Origin of the sequence: Novosphingobium sp. 32-60-15, from assembly GCF_002280675.1 — a bacterium.
Taxonomy (GTDB): domain Bacteria; phylum Pseudomonadota; class Alphaproteobacteria; order Sphingomonadales; family Sphingomonadaceae; genus Novosphingobium.
On record NZ_NCEN01000015.1, the window covers coordinates 1 to 21,314 of the forward strand.

18 protein-coding genes and 1 tRNA gene are annotated in these 21,314 nt (G+C 57.1%); 6 read left to right on the forward strand and 13 right to left on the reverse strand.

Going from position 1 to position 21,314, the window contains the following annotated elements; genetic code table 11:
• Positions 1–712, reverse strand: a 712-nt coding sequence (locus B7Y89_RS11710; RefSeq protein ID WP_292938686.1) for a hypothetical protein, incomplete at its 3' end; no start/stop codon positions are given.
• 882 nt (positions 713–1,594) lie between these two features.
• Between B7Y89_RS11710 and B7Y89_RS11715 the strand changes: the two genes are divergently transcribed.
• Together B7Y89_RS11715 and B7Y89_RS11720 are read left to right on the forward strand one after the other, a co-directional pair.
• Entirely contained in the window at positions 1,595–5,278 is a 3,684-nt protein-coding gene (locus tag B7Y89_RS11715; protein WP_292938687.1) for a cadherin domain-containing protein, read from the forward strand.
• 146 nt (positions 5,279–5,424) lie between these two features.
• Positions 5,425–5,985, forward strand: coding sequence for a hypothetical protein (locus B7Y89_RS11720; protein ID WP_292938688.1), 561 nt, complete (start codon positions 5,425–5,427; stop codon positions 5,983–5,985).
• A 209-nt stretch (positions 5,986–6,194) separates the two neighbouring features.
• On the opposite strand, the gene B7Y89_RS11725 is transcribed toward B7Y89_RS11720, so the two are convergent.
• Both B7Y89_RS11725 and B7Y89_RS11730 read right to left on the reverse strand, forming a co-directional pair.
• Positions 6,195–7,733, reverse strand: coding sequence for a methyl-accepting chemotaxis protein (locus B7Y89_RS11725; RefSeq protein WP_292938689.1), 1,539 nt, complete (start codon positions 7,731–7,733; stop codon positions 6,195–6,197).
• 1 nt (position 7,734) lies between these two features.
• Positions 7,735–8,067 (reverse strand): hypothetical protein, encoded by a 333-nt coding sequence (locus B7Y89_RS11730; protein WP_292938690.1) that lies wholly within the window; start codon positions 8,065–8,067, stop codon positions 7,735–7,737.
• A 302-nt stretch (positions 8,068–8,369) separates the two neighbouring features.
• Between B7Y89_RS11730 and B7Y89_RS11735 the strand changes: the two genes are divergently transcribed.
• The gene (locus tag B7Y89_RS11735) at positions 8,370–8,966 is read left to right on the forward strand and encodes a PEP-CTERM sorting domain-containing protein (protein WP_292938691.1); all 597 of its coding nucleotides are present in this window, start codon (positions 8,370–8,372) and stop codon (positions 8,964–8,966) included.
• Between the two features lie 265 nt (positions 8,967–9,231).
• On the opposite strand, the gene B7Y89_RS11740 is transcribed toward B7Y89_RS11735, so the two are convergent.
• From B7Y89_RS11740 to B7Y89_RS11780, 9 genes are all read right to left on the reverse strand, one after another.
• A complete protein-coding gene (locus B7Y89_RS11740; RefSeq protein WP_292938692.1) occupies positions 9,232–9,723 on the reverse strand; it encodes a retropepsin-like aspartic protease in 492 nt (163 codons plus the stop codon).
• A gap of 176 nt (positions 9,724–9,899) precedes the next feature.
• Positions 9,900–10,841, reverse strand: coding sequence for a hypothetical protein (locus B7Y89_RS11745; RefSeq protein ID WP_292938693.1), 942 nt, complete (start codon positions 10,839–10,841; stop codon positions 9,900–9,902).
• A gap of 26 nt (positions 10,842–10,867) precedes the next feature.
• Complete coding sequence (locus B7Y89_RS11750; protein WP_292938694.1) at positions 10,868–11,515, reverse strand: hypothetical protein; 648 nt, start codon at positions 11,513–11,515, stop codon at positions 10,868–10,870.
• A 54-nt stretch (positions 11,516–11,569) separates the two neighbouring features.
• Positions 11,570–12,238: an exosortase C-terminal domain/associated protein EpsI gene (locus B7Y89_RS11755; protein ID WP_292938695.1), complete on the reverse strand. Its 669-nt coding sequence runs from the start codon at positions 12,236–12,238 to the stop codon at positions 11,570–11,572.
• A complete protein-coding gene (locus B7Y89_RS11760) occupies positions 12,235–13,074 on the reverse strand; it encodes an exosortase/archaeosortase family protein (RefSeq protein WP_292938696.1) in 840 nt (279 codons plus the stop codon). Before B7Y89_RS11760 ends, B7Y89_RS11755 begins: the two co-directional genes overlap by 4 nt.
• A gap of 185 nt (positions 13,075–13,259) precedes the next feature.
• A complete protein-coding gene (locus B7Y89_RS11765) occupies positions 13,260–15,137 on the reverse strand; it encodes an ABC-F family ATP-binding cassette domain-containing protein (protein WP_292938697.1) in 1,878 nt (625 codons plus the stop codon).
• A gap of 31 nt (positions 15,138–15,168) precedes the next feature.
• Positions 15,169–15,244 (reverse strand) — tRNA-Ile (locus B7Y89_RS11770).
• Between the two features lie 61 nt (positions 15,245–15,305).
• A complete protein-coding gene (locus B7Y89_RS11775; protein WP_292938740.1) occupies positions 15,306–16,283 on the reverse strand; it encodes a polysaccharide deacetylase family protein in 978 nt (325 codons plus the stop codon).
• A gap of 39 nt (positions 16,284–16,322) precedes the next feature.
• Positions 16,323–18,089: a histidine kinase dimerization/phospho-acceptor domain-containing protein gene (locus tag B7Y89_RS11780; RefSeq protein WP_292938698.1), complete on the reverse strand. Its 1,767-nt coding sequence runs from the start codon at positions 18,087–18,089 to the stop codon at positions 16,323–16,325.
• A gap of 276 nt (positions 18,090–18,365) precedes the next feature.
• Here B7Y89_RS11780 and B7Y89_RS11785 point away from each other — a divergent pair, with 276 nt between their 5' ends.
• Positions 18,366–18,824, forward strand: a complete 459-nt coding sequence (locus B7Y89_RS11785) for an Lrp/AsnC family transcriptional regulator (protein WP_292938741.1) — start codon at positions 18,366–18,368, stop codon at positions 18,822–18,824.
• 9 nt (positions 18,825–18,833) lie between these two features.
• On the opposite strand, the gene B7Y89_RS11790 is transcribed toward B7Y89_RS11785, so the two are convergent.
• A complete protein-coding gene (locus B7Y89_RS11790) occupies positions 18,834–19,124 on the reverse strand; it encodes a chorismate mutase (RefSeq protein ID WP_292938699.1) in 291 nt (96 codons plus the stop codon).
• A gap of 92 nt (positions 19,125–19,216) precedes the next feature.
• Here B7Y89_RS11790 and B7Y89_RS11795 point away from each other — a divergent pair, with 92 nt between their 5' ends.
• Positions 19,217–20,230: a polyprenyl synthetase family protein gene (locus tag B7Y89_RS11795; RefSeq protein ID WP_292938700.1), complete on the forward strand. Its 1,014-nt coding sequence runs from the start codon at positions 19,217–19,219 to the stop codon at positions 20,228–20,230.
• Between the two features lie 19 nt (positions 20,231–20,249).
• Positions 20,250–21,266 (forward strand): aldo/keto reductase, encoded by a 1,017-nt coding sequence (locus tag B7Y89_RS11800; RefSeq protein ID WP_292938701.1) that lies wholly within the window; start codon positions 20,250–20,252, stop codon positions 21,264–21,266.
• Positions 21,267–21,314 lie beyond the last annotated feature (48 nt).

Genomic DNA, 21,314 nt, shown 5'->3' on the forward strand with positions numbered 1-21,314 from the left:
AAGCGCGAAATCCGCGCCCGCCATCAACCCAGCGCCACGCCGCCAGGTGGTTCCCTTTTGCACGCCGATAGTGGGTCCCGTTTGGACGCCGATTGACAACTTGGCCTGCCGGCATTGACCCTGCATCTGCCGATAGTGGTGCCAAAGCCGAAAAAATCTCAGTCTTTACATTGTCTGGGACGAGCTCACTTTCGAGGTTGGGTAGATATCCAGAGATACCCGTATAACCAGAAGTGCTTTTGTTGCTTGATCTCCTTACGACGGCTTGTTCGATAGCGCGAGGCAGGCTGTGCGGCCAATCTCGCAGCAGGTTTGCCACTTGTGATAGGGCTTTGGTGTAGGCTTTGCGATCTGTGACGGTAGGCTGGTAACCCCGTTTAAGATGATATGGATCAGGGACAATTTTCAGCAGAAGCAACGCAAGTTCGAACGCCAAGCCTCCGTTCCAATCGGACAAGGGAGTGGGAAGCTGTGACATTGCAGTTTTGTTCGTCTCATCATCGGGATCGATAAGGCCAAGCACTAACGACAGGTCCTCACGGAGTTCTTTTTCGACCGGTGTTCCCTCAAGCAAATCAAGACGTCGGTTGCATCGGTTGCAACGATCGAGTCTGAAGGTTCCTCTCCATTTTTGCACGGTGCCACACTCACAGGTGTCGACCAGATATTGCCAAGTTTCGGTGCAGCAGGGCACCATTTTCAAAGACCACATAGCCCGTAGATGTCGACTGCGACTGGACAAAGGCGATGCCTAAAGAATGATGTATATGTACTTTGGACTTGATGGCGGCACAGAGCGCGAAGAGACCATAAAGACTTCGACAAGTTGTCTGGCAGGCCCGATCGGTTGAGTCCGTTTGCCGTGGATTTTTTGCTCGAAAACCATCGTCAATCTAACTGTTGACGGACCTCAGAGTGCACGCCGGTCACTACGTGCGCCTTCGCGAACCGGGTCTGGCACGGGTCACTTTAACCGATTCAATAAGGCCAAAGAACTTTAACCTTAGTCGCGACCTAACACGGGTGCAGGACAACTTGGGGCAGGGCTGGGGCACTTACAAACTTGGTCCAAGTCAATCACCGACATCCTTGAAAACACTCGCATTTATTGCTAATGATAATCACTTTCGTAATGATGGGGTCAGAGGTTCGAATCCTCTAAGCGGCACCACCTTTTTAAGGTGCTTTCCCTAGCAAAATCATGGGCTTCCTTCGCAAAGGCTTTGGCTTTGAAGGGGGATTTTGTCTGCTGAAAGACGAATAGCTGCACCCCGCCGATATTCAGAATGCCAGTAAGCGACCGTTGCGTCAGCGGGTTGGTCACTAGGGTCAGGACCTATTAATCCCGCCTTCGAGGCGCCGGAATGGCGAACATATCGGGCGGATAGGTGCGCCGGGAAGGCTGGTTGCCTTTCCAAGCAAAAACCTCGAAGGCGGGATTAATAGGTCCTGACCCTAGCTCATAGTAGTAACCATTTTGCGACAAAAGTTAGTGAATTTATCCCTAATGCCGACGTAGTTGGCGCAGGAATCGTGGTATTTCGCGGTCACATTTGAATCGCCGCAGGGGTGCCTGTGTTTCCGGAGTGTCAAAATGGCTACTTTCTATAACCTGCTTGGCAGCCAGAGTTTAACAGGATCGAACCTGCAAGACCGGTTCTATGCGTTCACGTTTAATGATAATCTTGACAATATTCGTGCAGATGCGACGGTTTCGGCATTTAGTTCGGTCACCGCCATCAAAATTTCAGCCACGACTTTCTTTACGATCACCGGCTCTAACATTCAGACATCATCCGATTTCTTTGCGGGCGGCGAGAAGAATGACTTCATCTATGGGTCCAATCTGAATGACGCGATTTTCTTCAATAACGGCATAATAAGCGGGGGCATCGGAAGCTTTTCGTCCATCGAACAGATCGAGATGGGTGCAGGTGATGACATTGTTGATCTATCTGCACGCGGGCCCTCAGGTGTTGATTACGCGCGCAATGTTATCATCCGTGGTGATTCAGGCAATGATACCATCATAGGTGGTGCAGGCATGGACACCATTTATGGCGATAACGGCGATGATCTGATTTTTGGCTGGCGCGGTGCCGACGTTATTTACGGCGGTACGGGCAATGACATTCTTTATGGCGATGATCTCGGTTTCAACGGGATCGCTGGCGATGATTCCCTTTTTGGCCAAGCTGGAAACGACATCCTGTACGGCGGTGCAAGGAGCGACCGGCTTGATGGTGGAGACGGGAACGACACGCTTTACGGCGGTTTAGGCGGCGATGCTTTGTACGGCGGCGCTGATGACGATATCCTGTACGGTGATGACGTTGGTACGTCGGGCAATGACAGGCTTTTCGGCGATGCGGGCAATGACCAGCTCTATGGTGGCAGCGGCAACGATGAAATGCACGGCGGTACCGGCAACGATCTGGCCGATGGCGGTGAGGGCGTTGATGTAATCGACGGTGATAGTGGTGATGACACACTGGTTGGCGGCGCAGGCGACGACGTGCTTGATGGCGGATCCGAAGCCGACACCGCGGTCTATTCCGGTAATCTGAGGGACTATCTGATCGTTGAGAATATCGACGGTAGCTTCACAATCAGCGATACACGCAGCGGTTCTCCGGACGGTAGTGACACTGTCCGCAATGTTGAATTCTTTGCGTTTGCTGACGGGGTTGTTTCGGCAGGCGTCCCCAATAGCCTTCCGGTCATCACATCGGATGGCGGTGGGGCGTTTGCAGCGCTATCAGTCAACGAAAATTTGACTGCGGTTACAACGGTAACTGCAACAGACGCTGAAAGCGGTTCGGCATTGACCTATTCCATTTCTGGAGGCGCCGATGCCAGCCTGTTTACGATCGATCCTGTGACTGGCACGATCAGCTTCATCACTGCGCCAGACTTTGAGAATCCAACAGATTTGGGCGAAGATAATGTGTATGACGTTGTCGTGCGCGCAACCGATGCCAATGGCGGGTTTGACGAGCAAGCTTTGGCCGTTGCCGTAACCGATGTTACGGATGGCTCTTCGCCGGTCATCATCTCGAACGGAGGCGGTGCATCGGCAACCATTTCGGCCGCAGAAAATTCGACGTTTGTTGCAACGGTTGAGGCAAGTGACAGCGACAGCCCGACACTGACCTACTCAATAGTCGGTGGTGCAGATGCAACTTTGTTCAGCATTGATCCGCAAACCGGTGTGTTGAGTTTTGTCAGCGCGCCAGACTTTGAAAATCCAGCCGATTTCGGTCAAGACAACATATATGACGTGATTGTTCAGGCCAGCGATGGAAGCAATCTTGATCAGCAACAGATTGCGGTCGCGGTCAGCAATAGCAACGACAATACCCCGATTATCACGACGGGCGGCGGCGGTAGCACCGCTTCGCTATCGGTGACGGAAAATAGCATCGCGGCGGCTGCAATTGTCGCAACCGATGCGGATGGCGATGCTTTGACGTATTCGATTGTTGGTGGAGAAGATGCCGCCTTATTTACCATTGACCCGCTGACAGGCGCGCTGCTGTTTGCAGCAGCGCCTGATTTTGAAACGCCTGGGGATTTGGACGGCAACAACATTTATGATGTCATTGTTCAGGCTAGTGACGGCACAACAGTGGATCAGCAGCAAATTGTGCTGACCGTCGTCAATGCAAACGACAATAGTCCCGTTATCACCAGCAACGGCGGAGGATTGGCAGCCGCAATCACCATCTTGGAAAATGCCGCAGCGGTTACTGTGGTTGCCGCGTCGGACCTTGATGGCAGCGTGCCGACTTATTCGATAGCCGGCGGCGCAGATGCTGCGTTGTTCAGCATCGATCCTCAATCCGGCGCTCTCATTTTTGCAAATGCACCAGATTTCGAGACCCCGCTCGATCAGGATGGCAACAATGTTTACGAAGTTGTTGTCCGAGCGACAGATGGCATAAACTCGGTCGATCAAACCCTCTATGTCACTGTCGAAGATGTGAACGAAGCTGGCCGGACGATTATCGGATCTTCCGGAAACAATACGATTTCGCCCACCGCCACCAACCTTTCGTTTCAAACCACTGCGCTCAACGACACAATACTGGCGCTTGCCGGCAACGATACAATCGATGGAGGGCTCGGTTCGGATCGCATGGAGGGCGGTCTGGGTAATGATATCTATATTGTCGATCAGTTCTCCGACGATGGAATCGCTGAAAACGACGACTTGGTAATTGAACTGGCTGGAGAGGGCACAGACCTCGTGAACAGCACGGTAAGCTATGTGCTGTCGGCAAATGTCGAAAACTTGACGCTGCTTGGCGCTGCCGCAATTAGCGGAACGGGCAATGATCTGGCCAACATTCTGACGGGCAACAGTGCAAGCAACACGCTCATCGGCGGTGCAGGCGCAGACCGGCTTGATGGCGCTGGTGGTGCCGACATTTTGATCGGTGGTGCCGACAATGATGTCTATTTCGTCGACACTTATTCGAACGACGGCGTTGCAAGCAACGATGATCAGGTCATTGAACTTGCCGGTGGCGGTGTCGACACGGTCAACGCATCTGTTTCATATGATCTTGGTGCCGAAGTCGAAAATCTGACGCTGACTGGGACCAGTTCGATCAACGGCACCGGCAATGGTTTGGCAAATACGCTCCTCGGCAATGCTGCCGCCAATTGGCTTCTCGGTCTTGATGGTAATGATACCATCAATGGAAATGCCGGCAATGATTACATCAGCGGCGGGAACGGCAACGACAGCATCAATGGCGGCAGCGATAACGATGAACTTTATGGCGACGGTGGAGCAGATGTCCTGCTTGGAGCCGCGGGTAATGATCTTTTGGTCGGGGGTGCCGGCAACGACAATCTGAGCGGTCAGGCGGGTGCTGACACGCTGATTGGCGGGCAGGGCCGCGATACCCTGGCAGGTGGAACGGAAAGCGATGTTTTCAGGTTCAATTTTGGCGACACCACCATCTCATCTTCAACCATTGATATCGTCACCGATTTTGTGACGGGTGTAGACAAACTCGACTTGGATTTTGTGCCGGGGGGATTGGCTGCAAATGCTTATTCCGAAGCGGCAATTGGCACCAACGTCTTTGCGGATGCTTATGGCCAGGCTCAATCCATGCTGACGGGCGGAACATCGGTTGTGTTTGTTGCAGGCGCGACGGACGGCTGGTTGTTCTGGGATGCCAACAACGATGCACTGATTGATCAAGCCATTTTGCTAAAGGGGTTGGCATCACCTGCTGCATTCGGATTGATGGATATCATTTAGAATGATCAGAGGCGGGTGCGTACCATGTGCGTTGATGCAAGCAGTCTCCAATTGCCAGATTCGAGGCTAAGTTGAGCAATATCAGAGCGTTGCCTTGGTGAAGCCCAAATAACCCGTTCTTTATTTTTTCCGGGTTAGATTGAGGCATGGAAAAGCAACCATCCTCCGCAGATGCGGCATTGCAGGCGATTGGCATTGCCTTTGGTCAATCGCTTCGGGAAGTGGGTGGTTGGACAGGTTTTTGGAAGCGGACGATCGTCTTCCTTGTATCGGCCTTTGCCTTGTTCATGCCGCCGGTCGCGCTGTACGAACTGTCGCGTGTCAAGGCTGTGCGAAGCTGGCAGACTGCTGAAATGGAACTGCTGGGCGTCGAACGGGTGGTGAACCGGTCGCGTCGGGGCGGTTCGAGTTGGGTCTGGTCGTTCCATGATCCGGCGAGTGGTCGAACCTTCGCGACGAGTGATCTTGAGCCAGGTGATATGCCTTCTTCGGGGCCCGGCTGGTCAACGCTTACGCGCGAAGCCATGGCGTGGCAGCGCCGGGTTGGTCAGCGTGTTGATGTATGGATTTCGCCGGATGGCAATGAAATCTACCCCAGGCAAGGCAGCAATGGCACAATGCTAACCGTGCTTGCTCTTTGCGGGCTATGGTGGGGAGGCCGCGGCATCAACCACTTGCGACGCCGCGTGACAGTTTCGGCCCGCTAACTTCGTCAAGCCAATCCGATCACAAGTGCCGTGGACAAAAAAAGGGCCAGCTTGCGCCGGCCCTTGGAAAGTTTGGGAGAGGATGCCTGAAAGGCAACGTCTGTGTCAGGCATCACGCATTTTGTTGCAAGTGCGAACAACGGCTTAACAATTGCGTTTTATGCAATTGGATGTGCCAACGGGAGGATGGTCCCGTATTTCCACACCCATCAAGCAGCGCGAAGGGTTTGGCGCTGGTGGTGATAGGCATTGTCGCTGGCATCGGTTTTGAACTGGCTGACCAGGTTGCGCAATTCATCGGCAGCGCGCGACAGGTGATGCGCTGCGGCATTGCTTTCTTCCACCATGGCGGCGTTCTGCTGGGTCACGGTGTCGAGCTGGCCGAACGAGCCACTGACGCGTGATAGCTGTGTGGACTGGCGGTCTGCGGCATCAGCAATGCCCGTGATCGCAACGCTGACCGTGCTGATCTGTTGCACGATATCGCCAAGCACGTCGCCGGTTTTGCCGACAAGTTGCACGCCTTGGGCCACTTGTTGTCCCGATGTCTGGATCAGGCTGCGAATGCTGCTGGCAGCGTCTGCGGATCGCTGGGCGAGCGCGCGCACTTCATTGGCGACGACGGCAAAGCCCCGGCCCGATTCACCCGCACGGGCAGCTTCCACCCCGGCGTTGAGCGCCAGCAAGTTGGTCTGGAACGCAATGCCATCGATCACGCTGATGATCTGGCCGATTTCGTTGGCAGACTTCTCGATCTCGGTCATCGCATCAACCGCGCGTGAGACGACGCAGCCGCCTGCTTCGGCAAATGTTTGCGTTTCTTCGATGGTCTTGCGGGTTCCGTTGGCGTCCGCTGCGGTCTTTTGAATGGCAACGGTCAGGTCGCGGGTGGTCGATGAATTTTGCTCCAGCGCGCTGGCCTGCTGTTCTGTCCGCGCCGCCAGATCATCGGATGCAGAACGAATTTCCGAAGCCCCTTGCGCAATTTGCGCGGTCACGGTGGAAACATTGGCAACCAACCGGTTAAGATCACCGGTCGCAGCGTTCATGCTATCGCGCAGCCTTGCATAAGCTGGTGGAAATGCCACGGAGATCGTCGCCGAAAGATCGCCCGCCGCCAGCAAATCGAGGCGGTTGGCCACCGCGTCCATCACCAGACGTTGTTCTTCGGCAACGCGCGCACGCTCGGCCTCAACAACCCGCTCTGCATCTTCTATGGCTGCGCGTGCTGCGGCCTGTTGGCCGATCATGTTCTCAAGCTGCGTGCTTAACAACACAAGCGCGGCGGTTTCGATGATGACAATCGCAGCGTGCAAGAGCACGCGCAGAATATCACCGTCGTCGCCATAGACAAACTGCGGCACGGCAAGGTTGCCAAGAAGGTGGTGCAGCGCGGTCAGGGTTGCTGCCGTTAATATCGCGCGCCAATCGGCCAGGACGACAACCACGGCCAGCATGGCGAAAAAGACCATGTGGAGGTCTATCATCCACGGGAAGCTGGCCCATTGATACAACAGGATCATGGGATATGTGATGACCGCGCCGGCCATTGCGCTTCTGGCCGCAGTGTCGCAACGACCTTGCAACGCCAGCGAAGCTGCGAGTGCTGCAATCACGGTGCTGGCAATGGCGGGCAAGATGCCCGAATTGGCAAAGGCAACCCCGGCCCAGATTATGATGGTGCCTGCCACGCAAACCATGGCCAATGCGCGCATTCCGACTGACCGGATTTTATGCAACTCGTCCATTTTAACGATCATTCCTCGGAGGGCTGATACATGCAGCCGCAGGGACAGATATAGCCAGCGCACCTGCTTTGAGTGCGTTGATGAAAATTTGATCGGGGGCGTGATCCAGAACGACCCCTCCGATAACCGAGCGCCCCAGAACGCGTGCGTCCTTGGCCAAAGCCCATTGCAGCGCACTTTGCCCTGACTGACCGGTTATCGGCAAAAGCAGCACGGCGCTGCCGACGCGCGGTGCAAAAACCGATGCAATGAATACCCCGGCGATGGCGATCGCCAGAATGGTGTCTGGCCGCCATGCGCGCGTTGGTTGAGAGGTGTTGCGGTTTTCCGACATGTGTCAGACTTAGCAAAACGATCTTTCGTTAAGCTTAGGCCCAACTGCGCATAAATACGTGAAGTGTTAGAGGAATAACGAAATTTCGGTCCGATATTAACAGCCAGAGCCCAAACTGTCGCAATTTGGAACATTGCAAAAGTGCAGGGTTCGAGTGGCCTAATCACTAAGGTTCAGTTATTGACTAATCGTCTGTTAACTGTAGAAAAATGCCAAGTGTCGGGAGTTTTGTCCAGGATTTGGGCATGCAGACCGGTTTCACCCAAGAAGTATCACGCGCAGTTTTTTACAGGGCAACGTTTATGCGGACCAACAATCTCCTACGCTTGGCAACGCGCCTGCGGGTATCGATGGCGGCACTTGTTGCGCTTGGCGTGGCGGGCACTTTTACTGAATCCGCAACGCGCGCCATGTTTCTGTTGCCCGATGCCCCGACTGCCGCTTTCGTCAGCGTGGGTGAACCTGCAGTCGCAGCATATTCCGCCGGTTATCTGGTTGAACGCAACCGCGCCAGACCCGGCAATCGTCGGCGTATCGCGCAACGCTCCATCCCCGGTGCTTTGCCAGCAGATGTCGTGACGCAAGACGCCCCTGTTTCAGTTGCTGCGCTGGCACCCAACAACCCTGTGGCCGATGCGGCCCCGGGGGCAGGTGCAGGTTTGGTAAGGCCCGAAACGAGCCCGCTCGCATCTTTGCGGACAATCCCTTCGGATGCGCGGCCTGGCACCTTTGCGGGCATTCCGACCCAAGGAGGAGGTGCCGTAACCCCCGAAACGCCTCCGCCCGCTGTGCCAGAACCACCGGCATGGATGCTGGCACTGGCTGGTTTGGGGCTGCTGGCGGCCTTCAAATATGGCAAGCAGCACCTTGCGTTCAAGCAAGGTCCGGCATTGGCCTAGAGCGCTTTCCGACCAATCTGGCTCACCGTGACGGAGCCGATTTTGGCCGAGTGCAAGGATTGAGGAGGGAGCCATGCCATCGCATAGTGACCGACGAAAGACGCAGCAGTCGGCCAAAAGGGGTCCGCCCCGGAGGGGTTGGCGCAGGAAGCCCCTCGGACAGCGTTACCTTGCTTGGACGGGCAACCAGCCCGCCCTGCACAATGTGCCTTGCCGAGGGGCTTCCTGCGTCAATCACGGTGATCCAGATTGGTCGGAAAGCGCTCTAATTGCCGGGTGATTGGCTTGGCATGCGAATGGTAAGCCGGTCACCTTCAATTTCGATCCGGCCCATATTGGCAAGCGTGTCCATGCCCAGCAGCGGGATGGACATGCCGCTGTTCTGTATTGCCACTGGCACATCTTGCAGCGTGATCCCGGCGGTCTTGAAAGATCTGATCGATGCAAGCTCTACGGTTTGCGGGCCACCCACGGTTGTCGCGGTGGCGTGACTGGTGGCAACGATCCCGGCTTGATCGGCAACGGGGCGCGGCAGGATAACCATGCTCGCGCCGGTATCGATCAGAAATCGGACGGTTGAGCCATTAATTGTCGCGGGCATATAAAAAAACCCGTCAGCCGACCGTTCTACCACCAGCGACCCTGAAGGGTTGGCGATTGGCGCGCTTTTTCCAGATGCGGGCCTTACCGTGTCGATGCCGTAATAATTCCCGACCGGCGCAGGCGACAGCGCGGCTCCGGCGCCAGCGGCAGCCATTATCAGCGCAATCAAGGACGGGAAATTCGACATTCCCAAGGTAATGCCAAAAATCCCCTTGTGAAATGATGCCGGAAACGGGTTAACGCGGGGTTAGTGATGTAAAATTTTGGCGGGCTGAACTGCTGATATTACAGCCTTTTTTGCAAAGGTCGCGCTGGCGCGCCAGCGCGTAGTCAATTGTTCCAGCCCCACGTAGACCACCATTCGGGCCGTCGTGACGCAGGTGAACCCTCTGGCTGGTCCTTCCAGATCAAATATTGGCGATGCAGGTGTTTGTACCAATACCGTTCGGCCATGCCGACAGCGAACATCAGCAAGGCGATAATGGCAAGGGTCCAAGCCGTCCGCACATAGGGCATCCGCACCGTGTCAATCGAGGCGACGATCAGCGTTGGCTTTTGCGCCATTCTGAAGCCTGCATTTCGGTAGAGGCTGATCAGCGGACCGGGCACCGCAGCCGATGCCGCGACGCCGCCGATCTTGCCATTGCGCACCGGTTCTGGCTGGCGAGCATCCACTTCAACAAGAAAACGGATGGGTTGGTTGGGGCCTGTTTGCAGTGGCGCCACTTTCAACGAACGGTCAAAAAACAGGGAGTCCGACCGGTACAGCGCAATCCGGTCCAGCCGCAGGGCGCCAGTCATTTGCACCCGTGTGCCTGATGGAATGGGGCCTTGCGCAGCGGTTGCGTTGAATTGCTTTCCAGTCACGGTCAGTCCGATTGTGCTGGCGTACAAACCCAAAACCAACGCGGAAAAACCGATTGCGGCCGCCACGAACAACAGTTCGCGATAGGCCAGTCTGGACCGGGTGAGCAAAGCTGTCGGCTCCTCAATCAAGAGGTATTCGGTCCGCGCTGACCTTGAGCGGGAAATCAGCACGATGATCAACGGGATTTCGATCAGCAGGGTGAGCAAGGCGATGGTCACCAGCGGGTAAAACCGGCCAAGATTGTTAAATTGCCATTCGGCCAGATAAGCCATCAAGCCGCGATATTCGAAAAGCTGCCATGACAGGCCAAGCGCGACGATAATCGCCAGCACAAGGGCAAAAGTGCCAATCGTATGCGTACGAATAAATCGGCGCTTCTTGCCAGATGGCTGTTGATTTTCCATCGCTATCCCCCCGTCTTCTCGACGCATTATTCTGCCCCAGGACCCATGCCCTGACTATACTTCACGGCGCTTTTTGACCTGCCCTCATTCAACAGGCGAACCATTTCAGCATTAATCTGCTCTTCCAGCCAAATCGCCCGCGCCAGACTTTCCTGCGCAGACGGGTCCAGTGCTGCTGCATTCCGGGCAACAACACGGTACGCTGCGCCATCAATGATGATGGGTTCGTCATCGCGCGAAACAAGCTTGACGAATTCCGCATCAAGCTGCGCTGTATCGATTGTTTTATCAGGTAGACCGCTTGCCTGTCCTGCAACTGGGCTCAGCCTGATTAGTTCCCGTTTGTCGAATGCCCATGGGCGGATGGCTACCAATTGGACCAGTTCGGCATCATTGGGTTTGCGCAGCGTGCGGATGATTTTGCGCCGCAGCGCTGCGACCAGCAACTCTTCGCGGCTACGGCGGAACGCGGCAAGGTATTCAGGATCAGCATCAAGATTTTGGGCATGAGCAGCCTGAACCAGCAACTTCCGGTCAATCACCCGTTCCAACAATGCTTGCGTGCTGATATCTGCCTGGCGTGGCTCTGCTGCAAGATCGCGGCGGGTGATTTCGGTACCACCCAGTTCTGCCAGAACCTGCCCGTCAGGTGCCGCAGGACTGCATCCCGCCAAGACCAAAGAAAGAGCGGCAGCAAGGGGTAGGGTGGGTGCCGGATGGTACATCATTCAGTTCCCAAAAAGTAAGCGGGCGGCGCTGGACGGCATTGTTGCGGCAGCATCTGAGGCAAATTTGCGCAATTGGGCGATCGCAGCCTCGCCCTCAAACTCTGTGGTAGATAGCCGGACGATTACGCCGTCTGACAATTTCCCGGAGAAGAAGCCTTTGAAGATTTGCCGGCGCACTTCCCATTGCGAACGCGGGAATGCATCGGCAACCCTTGTCCAGAACAGCACCGTCTCTTTGCGATTGCCGCGCTGCGCCACCATGATCCGCGCAGGGATGGCCCTGCCAGCAAGGGTGATCGCAATATCTGTAAGGCTGGTGATCGTGAAGCCTGAAGAGGGATAGCAAACTTCGGGACGATGCAATTGCAGCGAATAATTCTGGATCGAACCGTAGGCGATCAAGCAATACAGCGATTGGCCGCCAGCATTGCGATATCCCTTCATCACTTGCGCGTCGTAAATCGCGTTTTCCAGATTGCTGGCAACCGGCAGCACGAAATCAGGCAGGGTCACGCTTTGCCACGTGCCAATCCGGTCCGGCGCGGCCTCTGCAAGGTTGGCAGCCGATGCAGCCACGGCGCGTCGTTCCGGGCGGCTTATCCATGTAAGTCCGGCACCTGCGGTCAACGCAAGGCCAAGCAACATTTGCCGCCGGTCAAACTCCTTCATGCGCGTTTCCTGAGGATTATCGACAATAGGCGGTCGACGCCCAAGCTGAGCAACAATGCCACGACAAAGCTGATGAAGCCCGACATGGGATGGAAAAACGATCCGAGCACGCCAGTCCCGAACCAGTGCACGGCCAGCGCCAGCATCGCCACACGCATCAGGTTTGCGCCGAACGCAATTGGAAAGGCGAAGGCCAGTAACGCCGCGATCCTGATCGGGTTGTCCTTGTGCATCCAGCGTGCATACAAAACGCTGACGGCAACAAGGCTGATCGTGGAACTTAACCCGGCGCAAGCAAGTTCTACCGACAGTTCATATTGATCAACGTAAAGCATATTGCCGCGATAGGCGGCTTCAAACTGTGCCAGTTGCAAGAACCAGCACACATATTGCGCCAGGGCCGTGCCCAGCCAAGCGCCCGCCGAATAGGTCAGGCTATAGGGAAGGGGCAGGACGAGCAGCAGGTAGAGCAGTGAAAACCACAGCCTGCGCAGCACGTCCCAACCATAGAGCCAATATACCGCAGCAACCAGAACGATCCACGCCGCCGTTACCGCCAGTGTTGTAAAAGATACCGCAATCGCAAAGGCATAAACCACCAAGCCGGCCAACATGCCGCCTGCAAAGATAAAGTCGTTACCCTTGGCATAGTGGTCTTGCAGGGCGCGCAGTTCATGCCACAAAATGGCCAGACCAAGGATCAGCGTCAGTGGTCCGACGCTGCCCGCCTCGGTTTGCCAAGCTGTTTGGGCCAGCAGCGCAAACATGGGTGCCGCCCACACCAAAGCAGCGGCGATGACCAGCAGCCAAGGCAGGCGGCTTTTGAGCGTTAGCAATCCGCTATGTGCAAACTCGTGCGAATTCATACACTCCGACGTGTAAGGGCCAAGTTGGCCGTGGTCGGAACTCGCTTATAGGGTCAGTTGAATATTGCTAGTATCCCGATCACAATGCGCGCAAGAAAGAACCCAGAATTCAATCCATTATGCGCGATACTTTGACATAGGTAGCGCTGTTGGGATTAACCTGCCGATTCCAGTTTTTCGCCGGCCAGCATCCACGCTTCTTCGGCTTTTTCCAATTCCTGCGCCAACTTGCCACGACGTTGTGAAAGTTCACTCATTGGCAGTTTGGCAAGCGCGGGGATCGCGGCTGAGGGTTCAAACATCGCCCGGTCAACTTGCGCCAATTCGGCTTGTATTTTGTTGACCGCACTTTCAGCTTCGCTTTGCTTTTTCTTCAGCGCTTTGAATTCATCGCGCGCCATCGCGCGGGCCTTGCGGTCCTGTGATGTGCCTTTTTCCTTGGGCTGGCCTGATTGCCCCGTCTTGGGCTGGTTCCGACCAAGGATGAAGTCGATGTAATTCTCGATATCGCCGTCATAGGGCTTGGCTGTTCCGCCATCGACCAGCACCAGCCGGTCAGCCACCAGTTCCACCATATGCCGATCGTGGCTGATCAGAATGACCGCGCCCTGATAGGTGTTGAGCGCCTGCACCAAGGCTTCGCGCGCATCGATATCAAGGTGGTTGGTCGGCTCGTCGAGCACCAGCATATGCGGCGCATCCCGCGTGACGAGCGCCAGCGCCAGACGAGCGCGCTCTCCGCCCGAAAGCGTGCCAACTTGCGATGTGGCGCGCTGGCCGGAAAAGCCGAAGCGGCCCAGTTGCGCGCGCACCGCGCCGGGCGATTTGCCATCCATCGCGCGGGTCATCAGTTCCAGCGGGGTGGATGCGCCCGCCAGTTCTTCTACCTGATACTGCGTGAAATAGCCGACCTGCATCTTGCCGGTCGCCTGCATCTCCCCGTCCATCGGTGCCAGTTGCGCGGCGATCAGGCGGGCAAGCGTGGTCTTGCCGTTGCCGTTGCGGCCGAGCAGCGCGATGCGATCATCAGGGTCAATGCGCAAGTTCAGCCGTGACAGGATCGGCTTGCCGGGGGTGTAGCCCACCGATGCCAGATCAAGCGTGATCAACGGCGGACGCAGTTCTTCGGGATCGGGAAAATCGAAGCTGAGCGAAGGATCTTCGATCATCGCGGCAATGGGCTGCATCTTGGCCAGCATCTTGGCGCGCGATTGCGCTTGCTTGGCAGTGGATGCGCGCGCGCTGTTGCGGGCGATGTAGTCCTTCAGGCGGCCAGCTTGCGCTTCTTGCGCGGCGCGGGCGGCGGCCTGTTGGGCCAGACGTTCGTTGCGCTGGCGCTCAAAACTGTCATATCCGCCGGGGTACAACGTCAGCTTTCCGGCGTGCAGGTGGACTATGTGATCGACCACGTTGTTCAGCAGATCGCGCTCGTGGCTGATCACGATCAGCGTACCGGGGTACGACTTGAGGAAGTTCTCCAGCCACAGCGTCGCTTCCAGATCGAGGTGGTTCGACGGTTCGTCGAGCAGCATGACGTCTGGAGCCGAAAACAGCAGCGAGGCCAAAGCCACGCGCATTTTCCAGCCACCTGAAAAGCTATCGAGCGGGCGGGCCTGCATTTCTTCATCAAAGCCAAGGCCGATGAGGATGCGGGCGGCGCGTGATGGCGCGCTGTAGGCATCGATCGCCAGCAGCCGTTCATGCACATCGCCCAAGCGGTCAGGATCGGTGCAGACCTCTGATTCTGCTAGCAGTTCGGTGCGCTCGACATCGGATTCCAGCACCGTTTCAAACGGCGATTTAACCCCGTTCGGCGCTTCCTGCGCAATATAGCCAAGCTTGGTGCGGCGCGGCATTTCGACCGAGCCTTCATCCGGCTCGATCTCGCCAATGATCGCTTTGACCAGTGTGGATTTGCCAGCCCCATTGCGGCCGATCAGCCCGACTTTGGCGCGCGGCGGCACCGCCACAGTGGCCCCGGACAGGATATCGCGCCCGCCCAGACGCACGGTAATGCCATTAATCGTCAGCATGAAAGCGCCCAAATGTTGGCGGAAAGGAAGGTGGTGGGCCCGGCAGGATTTGAACCCGCGACCTAGCCGTTATGAGCGGCCAGCTCTAACCACTGAGCTACAGGCCCATCGCCGTCGCCGGTACACAGGCAAGGCCCGATTGGCAAGGCACCCATGGCGACTTTGGCGTCAGACTTGTGCCGCAGCCTTGATGTCGCGCACGCTCGCCGGTTTTACCCCGCGTTTGGCCAGATATGTGAATACGCCGCGCCACCAGTCGTAAAACGCGTCGAGTTCGGCCTCGTTGCGGACATAGGGGGTGTGGCCGGGACAGATTGACGGGCTGTGGAACGAGAAGACAAGGATCGGCAAACCATCATCGATGGCAATGTCGATGCCCTTGATCGCCTCGTCCAGCGTGATGCCTTCCGGGGTCAGCGCGATCCGTTCAAGCAAGCCCAGCCGCGCCAATGCGCCGCGAAGACGGGGTGCGCGCCACAGCGCAGGGTAAATCGCTTTGCCCTGTTGCCGTAGCAAACCCCAGAACACCGTCGTCAGCGGCATTTCCATCAGCCCTTTGGCTTTATCGATCCACCACGGGCGCAGCGGCAAATCACGGAAATTGACGCCGCCGTTATAGCTATAATCAAACCGGGCGCGGACAGACGTATCGATAGTTATTCCGCAATCAGACAGGATCGAAGCCGTGGCCGGGCCAACGCCATACCGTCCGGCCCGATAGATTTGCGGTGCCACGCCAAATGCCGCTTCGATAGTGTCACGCAGTTTGCAAAACTTCGCCCGTTCAAGCGGTTCGGGCAGATTTCCCGAAAAGCTGTTCTGCTCGCTGACCACCTCGTCAAATGGCGGGCTGACCCACGGGTGCAATTGCACGCCCACCTCGGCGCGTCCGGCTTTCACCGCTTCGCCCAGTGCCTCGACTGCCTCGGCAGAAGTGGCGATGGGGTAGTCGATCAGGTACACAGGAACGACGCCCAGCCCTTCGCAGAATTGCTGGAACCGGGCGATGTGCGGCACATGGTCCAGCCCGTGGCTGGTGCGGTCCAGCGGCTTGCTCCAATCGAATTCTTCTTCTGTGTCGACTGTCACCACAAATCGCGTGCCAAATGCCGCGTCAAACCGGACGAAGTCGGCTTCGCTCGGCATGTCGGTGATGTTCGCTTGTTCGCCCAACGTACCCTCCGATCAGCCAGCAAACAAATGCTGGTCGGGAGCCGCATGGGTCTGGGCGGCATGATCAGCGGCCGAATAGGGAAGGCCGATCAACAGGTGGTTATCATCGCGCCGCAACGCGCCGCCACCCGCTTCCAGTTCGGCCCGCGCCAGCCGCAGGGTAAAGCCATTGCCCAGCATTGCCGATGTGGCAAACGCACCCGCACTTGCCGTGGCATCGGGCGCAAACAGCGCGGTATCATCCAGCCGCTGCAACGATGCGGGCAGGGTCAGCGTCAGGGCTGCCAGATCCGGCTGCGCCTCGAACGTAATGGACAAGCGTTCACCGGGGGCAACGCTGGACGCGATGACCGAAAGCACGCGCCAAACCGAACGCTCAACTTCATCGGCGGCAAATGACACGGTGACCGGCTCGGACGGCAGGGTTACGTTCAGCCGAACATTGCGGGCGGCCAGGACAGGCGTCACCTGTTCCACCATTTGCGCAATGATGGCGGCAGCATCAGCTTCGCCAGTGTCGATGGTAAGCGCGCGGCTTTCCAGTTTTACCAAGCGCTCAACCTCTTCAAAGCCTGCCAGCATTTGTGCGGCGTCCGATGCAATGCTGGCGGCCATGGCGCGATATTGATGCGGTGTCTGGCCAAACACCTGCTGCTGGATAACCTCGGCAAAGCCCTGAATGGCGTTGATCGGGGTGCGCAGTTCGTGCAGTAACTGGCGCAGCCGGTCCGCTTCGAATTCGGGCGTGATTTGCGGGGCGGCAGGCGCGGTGAATGCCAAAGCGATGGGGCGGCGCAGGCGAAGCAAGTAGCCGGTAAAGCTGCTGCTATCGCGTGAAAAGCTTGGCGTACCATCGGCCTGCCATTGGCCTGCCACATGGTCGGCCCCGGCAATGGCAAGGCGTCCTGCCGTGATCGGTTGGCGCTTGCGGAATGCGGACGCCATGTCCTCATCGCAGTTTACCGGCGCTGATGGATCAGTGGCAAACAGGCGGCTGCCCACCAGCATTCCAGCCGGATCAACCCCGGCATGAATTACCACGCCTTCAGCATCGGTGCGCATATCAATGAATAGCGGTGGCTTGCGGGCAGGGGTGTGTACGTCACCAAACGGCAGCAGCGGGGCAACGCCATCGGTACGCGGCGGCGGGGACTGGGCATCGCGCTCCTCGCGCTTGCGGCGGAACGCTTCAATTCTGCGGACAATAGCGCCAATGCCCTCTTCCTTGGCCTGTCCTGGGGCCTGTTCTGGCACAACAGGAACAGCGCTTTGCGGTTCAAGTAGTCCCTCAGCCTCGGGAGCAGCGGCAGCCGGTGCAGCCACTTGCAAGGGCGCGTCAGCTTCCGGTTCGGGCAGCAAAAAGTCATTCACGCCAAGCCGCGACAGCACTTCGCGCACCCGTTCGCCCAGATCGGTGCGGTGGCGCAAGAAGCCCCGTGCCGTGGTGGGCAAGCGCGGGATCAGCGCGATCCAGTCATCTTCGGGCAGGCGGGCAGATGATATGATCGCAGACGCAGATCGCGGGCTACCCTGGGCAAAATGATAGACCAGAACGGCGGATCGGTGCGTTGTGCCACGCAATACCGCCGCGCATTCCTCGTCCGAGAGCATCCCGGCCAGCGAATCGATTCGCTCAAGCGCCGTTGCGTGCTGCGTTGACCATGCCGATAATGGCACCCCTCCAACCAGATCGATGAGCTGCCGCAATTGTGTGCGGCCCGCCATTTTTCCGGCCGCGTGGGTGCGCAGCACGGTTTCAAGGCGGTCATCAACGATCATCAAAGTTCCGAAGGTCCATTCCACGAGAGGCCAAAGCGCAACGCCTTGGATGGCCATACCTGACCGAACGGCTTGTTTAACCTACCTAAAGCTAACAAATCGTGGCTGCGGGCAAAAGGTCGCAATCCACTGCGTTGCAATATGAGACGATTGCGATATGAAACAACATTATTAGCGTCGCGTGTTCGATTTTGTGCGGAAACTTGTCATATTGGCTTCTTTCCGAACGTGAATACGGGCGATTGTGAAACGGATTTTCAAAAAGGCTTTTTACCAGTGGACGCGATTGACCGGCGGCTTCTCGCTGAACTGCAGGATGAAGGGCGTGTAACCAACGTCGAGCTGGCGCAGCGTGTGGGGTTAACGGCGCCGCCGTGCCTGCGTCGCGTGCGCGCGCTTGAAGATGCCGGCGTGATCAAGGGTTATCATGCTGAACTTGATGCATCGAAGCTGGGCTTTGCCATCACGGTTTTCGCGCTCGTCAGCCTGAAAAGCCAGGCCGAAGAATCACTGCGCCAGTTTGAAGACCACATGCGCACGCTTGCCGAAGTGCGCGAATGCCACATGCTCAATGGCGAAATCGACTTTATCCTGAAGATCGTCAGCCGCGATCTGCAAAGTTTTCAGGAATTCCTCACCAGCAAACTGACGCCTGCACCCAATGTCGCCAGCGTCAAAACGTCGTTGACGATTCGCACCGCCAAGCAGGTGCCAGGCGTCCCGCTGGAAGATTGAGGCGTTGAATCACTGCGGCGAGCCCGCGGCCTTTTGATGATGGCGAATCACTTCGTCGATCACAAAACGCAGAAACTTTTCAGAGAACTCCGGGTCCAACTTGGCATCTTCGGCCAATTTGCGCAGGCGCGCAATCTGGCGCTCCTCGCGGCTTGGATCGGATGCGGGCAGCTTATTCTGGGCTTTATAAGCGCCAACGGCCTGCGTTATGCGGAAACGTTCGGCCAGAATGTGGATCATGGCCGCGTCGATATTGTCGATCGACTGGCGATAGCCTGCCAGCACCGCGTCTTCGCTCATGTCCTTGTACCCCATCCAATGATTAATCCGCCCGCTACCGCGCAAGATGCATCTTGCCAAGCGCCGCTAGTGACGCCAAGCGACACAGCACGATGACAGCGACCATTCACACCCTGCCGCGCAAGGCCGAACCTTCGCTCACCCCGATGATGGCGCTTGTCGCCGAAGGCATGAACAGCGTCAACGCGGTGATCCTTGACCGGATGCAATCACGCATCCCGTTAATCCCGACATTGGCCGGCCACCTGATTGCAGGTGGTGGCAAGCGCATGCGTCCGATGCTCACTTTGGCCAGCGCATCGCTGCTGGGTTATGGTGGCAGCCGTCATTACAAACTGGCAGCAGCGGTAGAGTTCATTCACACCGCCACCTTGCTGCATGATGACGTGGTTGACGGATCAGACATGCGGCGCGGCAAGAAGACCGCGAACATCGTCTATGGCAACCCTGCCACCGTGCTGGTGGGGGATTTCCTGTTCAGCCGCAGCTTCGAACTGATGGTCGAAGACGGCTCGCTCAAAGTCTTGCGCATCTTGTCAAACGCCTCTGCCGTCATATCCGAAGGCGAAGTCGATCAACTGGTTGCCCAACGCCAGATCGGCACGACCGAGGAAATGTATCTCGATATCATCGCCGCCAAGACCGCGGCCTTGTTCTCGGCCGCCTGCCGTATCGCTGCGGTCGTGGCCGAACGGCCCGAAGCCGATGAGCAAGCGCTTGATTCTTATGGCAAGAACCTTGGCATCGCGTTCCAGTTGGCTGACGATGCGATTGATTATGATTCCGACGCTGCCGAAATGGGCAAAGATCAGGGCGATGATTTCCGCGAAGGCAAGATGACCTTGCCGGTGATCCTTGCCTATGCGCGCGGCAATGCCGATGAGCGCGAATTCTGGCAGGAGGCCATTGCGGGTGACAGGTCATCGGACGCCGACCTTGCCCACGCCATAACGCTTATCCGCAATCATGATGCGGTAAACGCCACCCGCGAACGCGCACGGATGTATGCCCAACGCGCGATCGATGCGATTGCAAGCTTTCCAGCCAGCGCCGCAAAGCTGGCAATGACCGAAGCGGCAGAGTTCGCAGTCGCCCGCCGCTTTTAAGCGCAACTGGAGAGTTCCCATGCAACATCGTCGCCTCGGCAAATCTGCCATTGTCGTGTCTGATATCTGCATGGGCACGATGACGTTCGGCAGCCAGACAGATGAAGCAACAGCCTTGCGCATTCTTGATCGCTGCTACGACGCCGGTATCAACTTTTACGATACCGCCGAAGGGTATCCCGTCCCGCCGGAAGTAAAGTGGGTTGGACGCACTGAAAATATCGTCGGAAAGTGGCTTAAGACCAAACCGCGTGATGCCATCATTTTGGCCACCAAAGTTTCCGGCCCCAGCCACGTCTGGTTCCGCTCACCCTGCCGCGAGGGCATGACTGCGCTTGATCGGCGCAATATCATCACTGCTATCGACGCCAGCCTGACCAAGCTTGGCACCGATTACATCGATTTGTACCAGACTCACTGGCCAGACCACGACACATCTTATGATGAAACCATGGAAGTGCTCGACGAACTGGTGCGCGCCGGTAAAGTGCGCATTTCCGGGTGTTCAAACGAAACCAGTTGGGGCCTGATGAAATCAATCAGCGCAGCAGAACGCCTTGGCACTGCGCGCTATCAGACCATTCAAAACAATTTCAGCCTTAACAACCGCCGTTTCGAAGACGAATTGGCGCAAGTTTGCCGGATGGAAGGTGTGAGCCTGATCCCCTATTCTCCGCTGGCGGGCGGGGTGCTTTCGGGCAAATACAATGGCGGGGCGCGTCCCGAAGGTGCGCGCATTACACGCTATCTCGCCATGGAAGGTCGTCAGGCCCAAATGGGTCACCGCTTCTTGAACGGCCGTTCGCTCAGTTCCACCGAACGTTTCATGGCAATTGCTGCAGAAGCCGGGATCGATCCCGTCACATTTGCGGTGGCGTGGTCCAAACAGCACGATTTTGTCGCCTCGACCATTGTCGGAGTGAGCGCGGAGGATCAACTCGATCCGATCCTTGCCGCCGCTGGCCTTGTCCTGCCTGCCGAAGTGATGGCAGCAATTGACAAAGTTTCGCGTGAAATCCTTTATCCTATGGGGTGAGGGACCGTCGGGATGATTGCTATACCAGCACCTTCCCCGGTAATGCAC

Excerpts from the sequence above, each read along its gene's own strand:
- B7Y89_RS11715 (WP_292938687.1), top strand. The coding sequence starts at position 1,595 with ATGGCTACTTTCTATAACCTGCTTGGCAGCCAGAGTTTAACAGGATCG.
- B7Y89_RS11720 (WP_292938688.1), top strand. The coding sequence starts at position 5,425 with ATGGAAAAGCAACCATCCTCCGCAGATGCGGCATTGCAGGCGATTGGC.
- B7Y89_RS11725 (WP_292938689.1), bottom strand. The coding sequence starts at position 7,733 with ATGGACGAGTTGCATAAAATCCGGTCAGTCGGAATGCGCGCATTGGCC.
- B7Y89_RS11730 (WP_292938690.1), bottom strand. The coding sequence starts at position 8,067 with ATGTCGGAAAACCGCAACACCTCTCAACCAACGCGCGCATGGCGGCCA.
- B7Y89_RS11735 (WP_292938691.1), top strand. The coding sequence starts at position 8,370 with ATGCGGACCAACAATCTCCTACGCTTGGCAACGCGCCTGCGGGTATCG.
- B7Y89_RS11740 (WP_292938692.1), bottom strand. The coding sequence starts at position 9,723 with ATGGCTGCCGCTGGCGCCGGAGCCGCGCTGTCGCCTGCGCCGGTCGGG.
- B7Y89_RS11745 (WP_292938693.1), bottom strand. The coding sequence starts at position 10,841 with ATGGAAAATCAACAGCCATCTGGCAAGAAGCGCCGATTTATTCGTACG.
- B7Y89_RS11755 (WP_292938695.1), bottom strand. The coding sequence starts at position 12,238 with ATGAAGGAGTTTGACCGGCGGCAAATGTTGCTTGGCCTTGCGTTGACC.
- B7Y89_RS11765 (WP_292938697.1), bottom strand. The coding sequence starts at position 15,137 with ATGCTGACGATTAATGGCATTACCGTGCGTCTGGGCGGGCGCGATATC.
- B7Y89_RS11775 (WP_292938740.1), bottom strand. The coding sequence starts at position 16,283 with ATGCCGAGCGAAGCCGACTTCGTCCGGTTTGACGCGGCATTTGGCACG.
- B7Y89_RS11780 (WP_292938698.1), bottom strand. The coding sequence starts at position 18,089 with ATGATCGTTGATGACCGCCTTGAAACCGTGCTGCGCACCCACGCGGCC.
- B7Y89_RS11790 (WP_292938699.1), bottom strand. The coding sequence starts at position 19,124 with ATGAGCGAAGACGCGGTGCTGGCAGGCTATCGCCAGTCGATCGACAAT.
- B7Y89_RS11795 (WP_292938700.1), top strand. The coding sequence starts at position 19,217 with ATGACAGCGACCATTCACACCCTGCCGCGCAAGGCCGAACCTTCGCTC.
- B7Y89_RS11800 (WP_292938701.1), top strand. The coding sequence starts at position 20,250 with ATGCAACATCGTCGCCTCGGCAAATCTGCCATTGTCGTGTCTGATATC.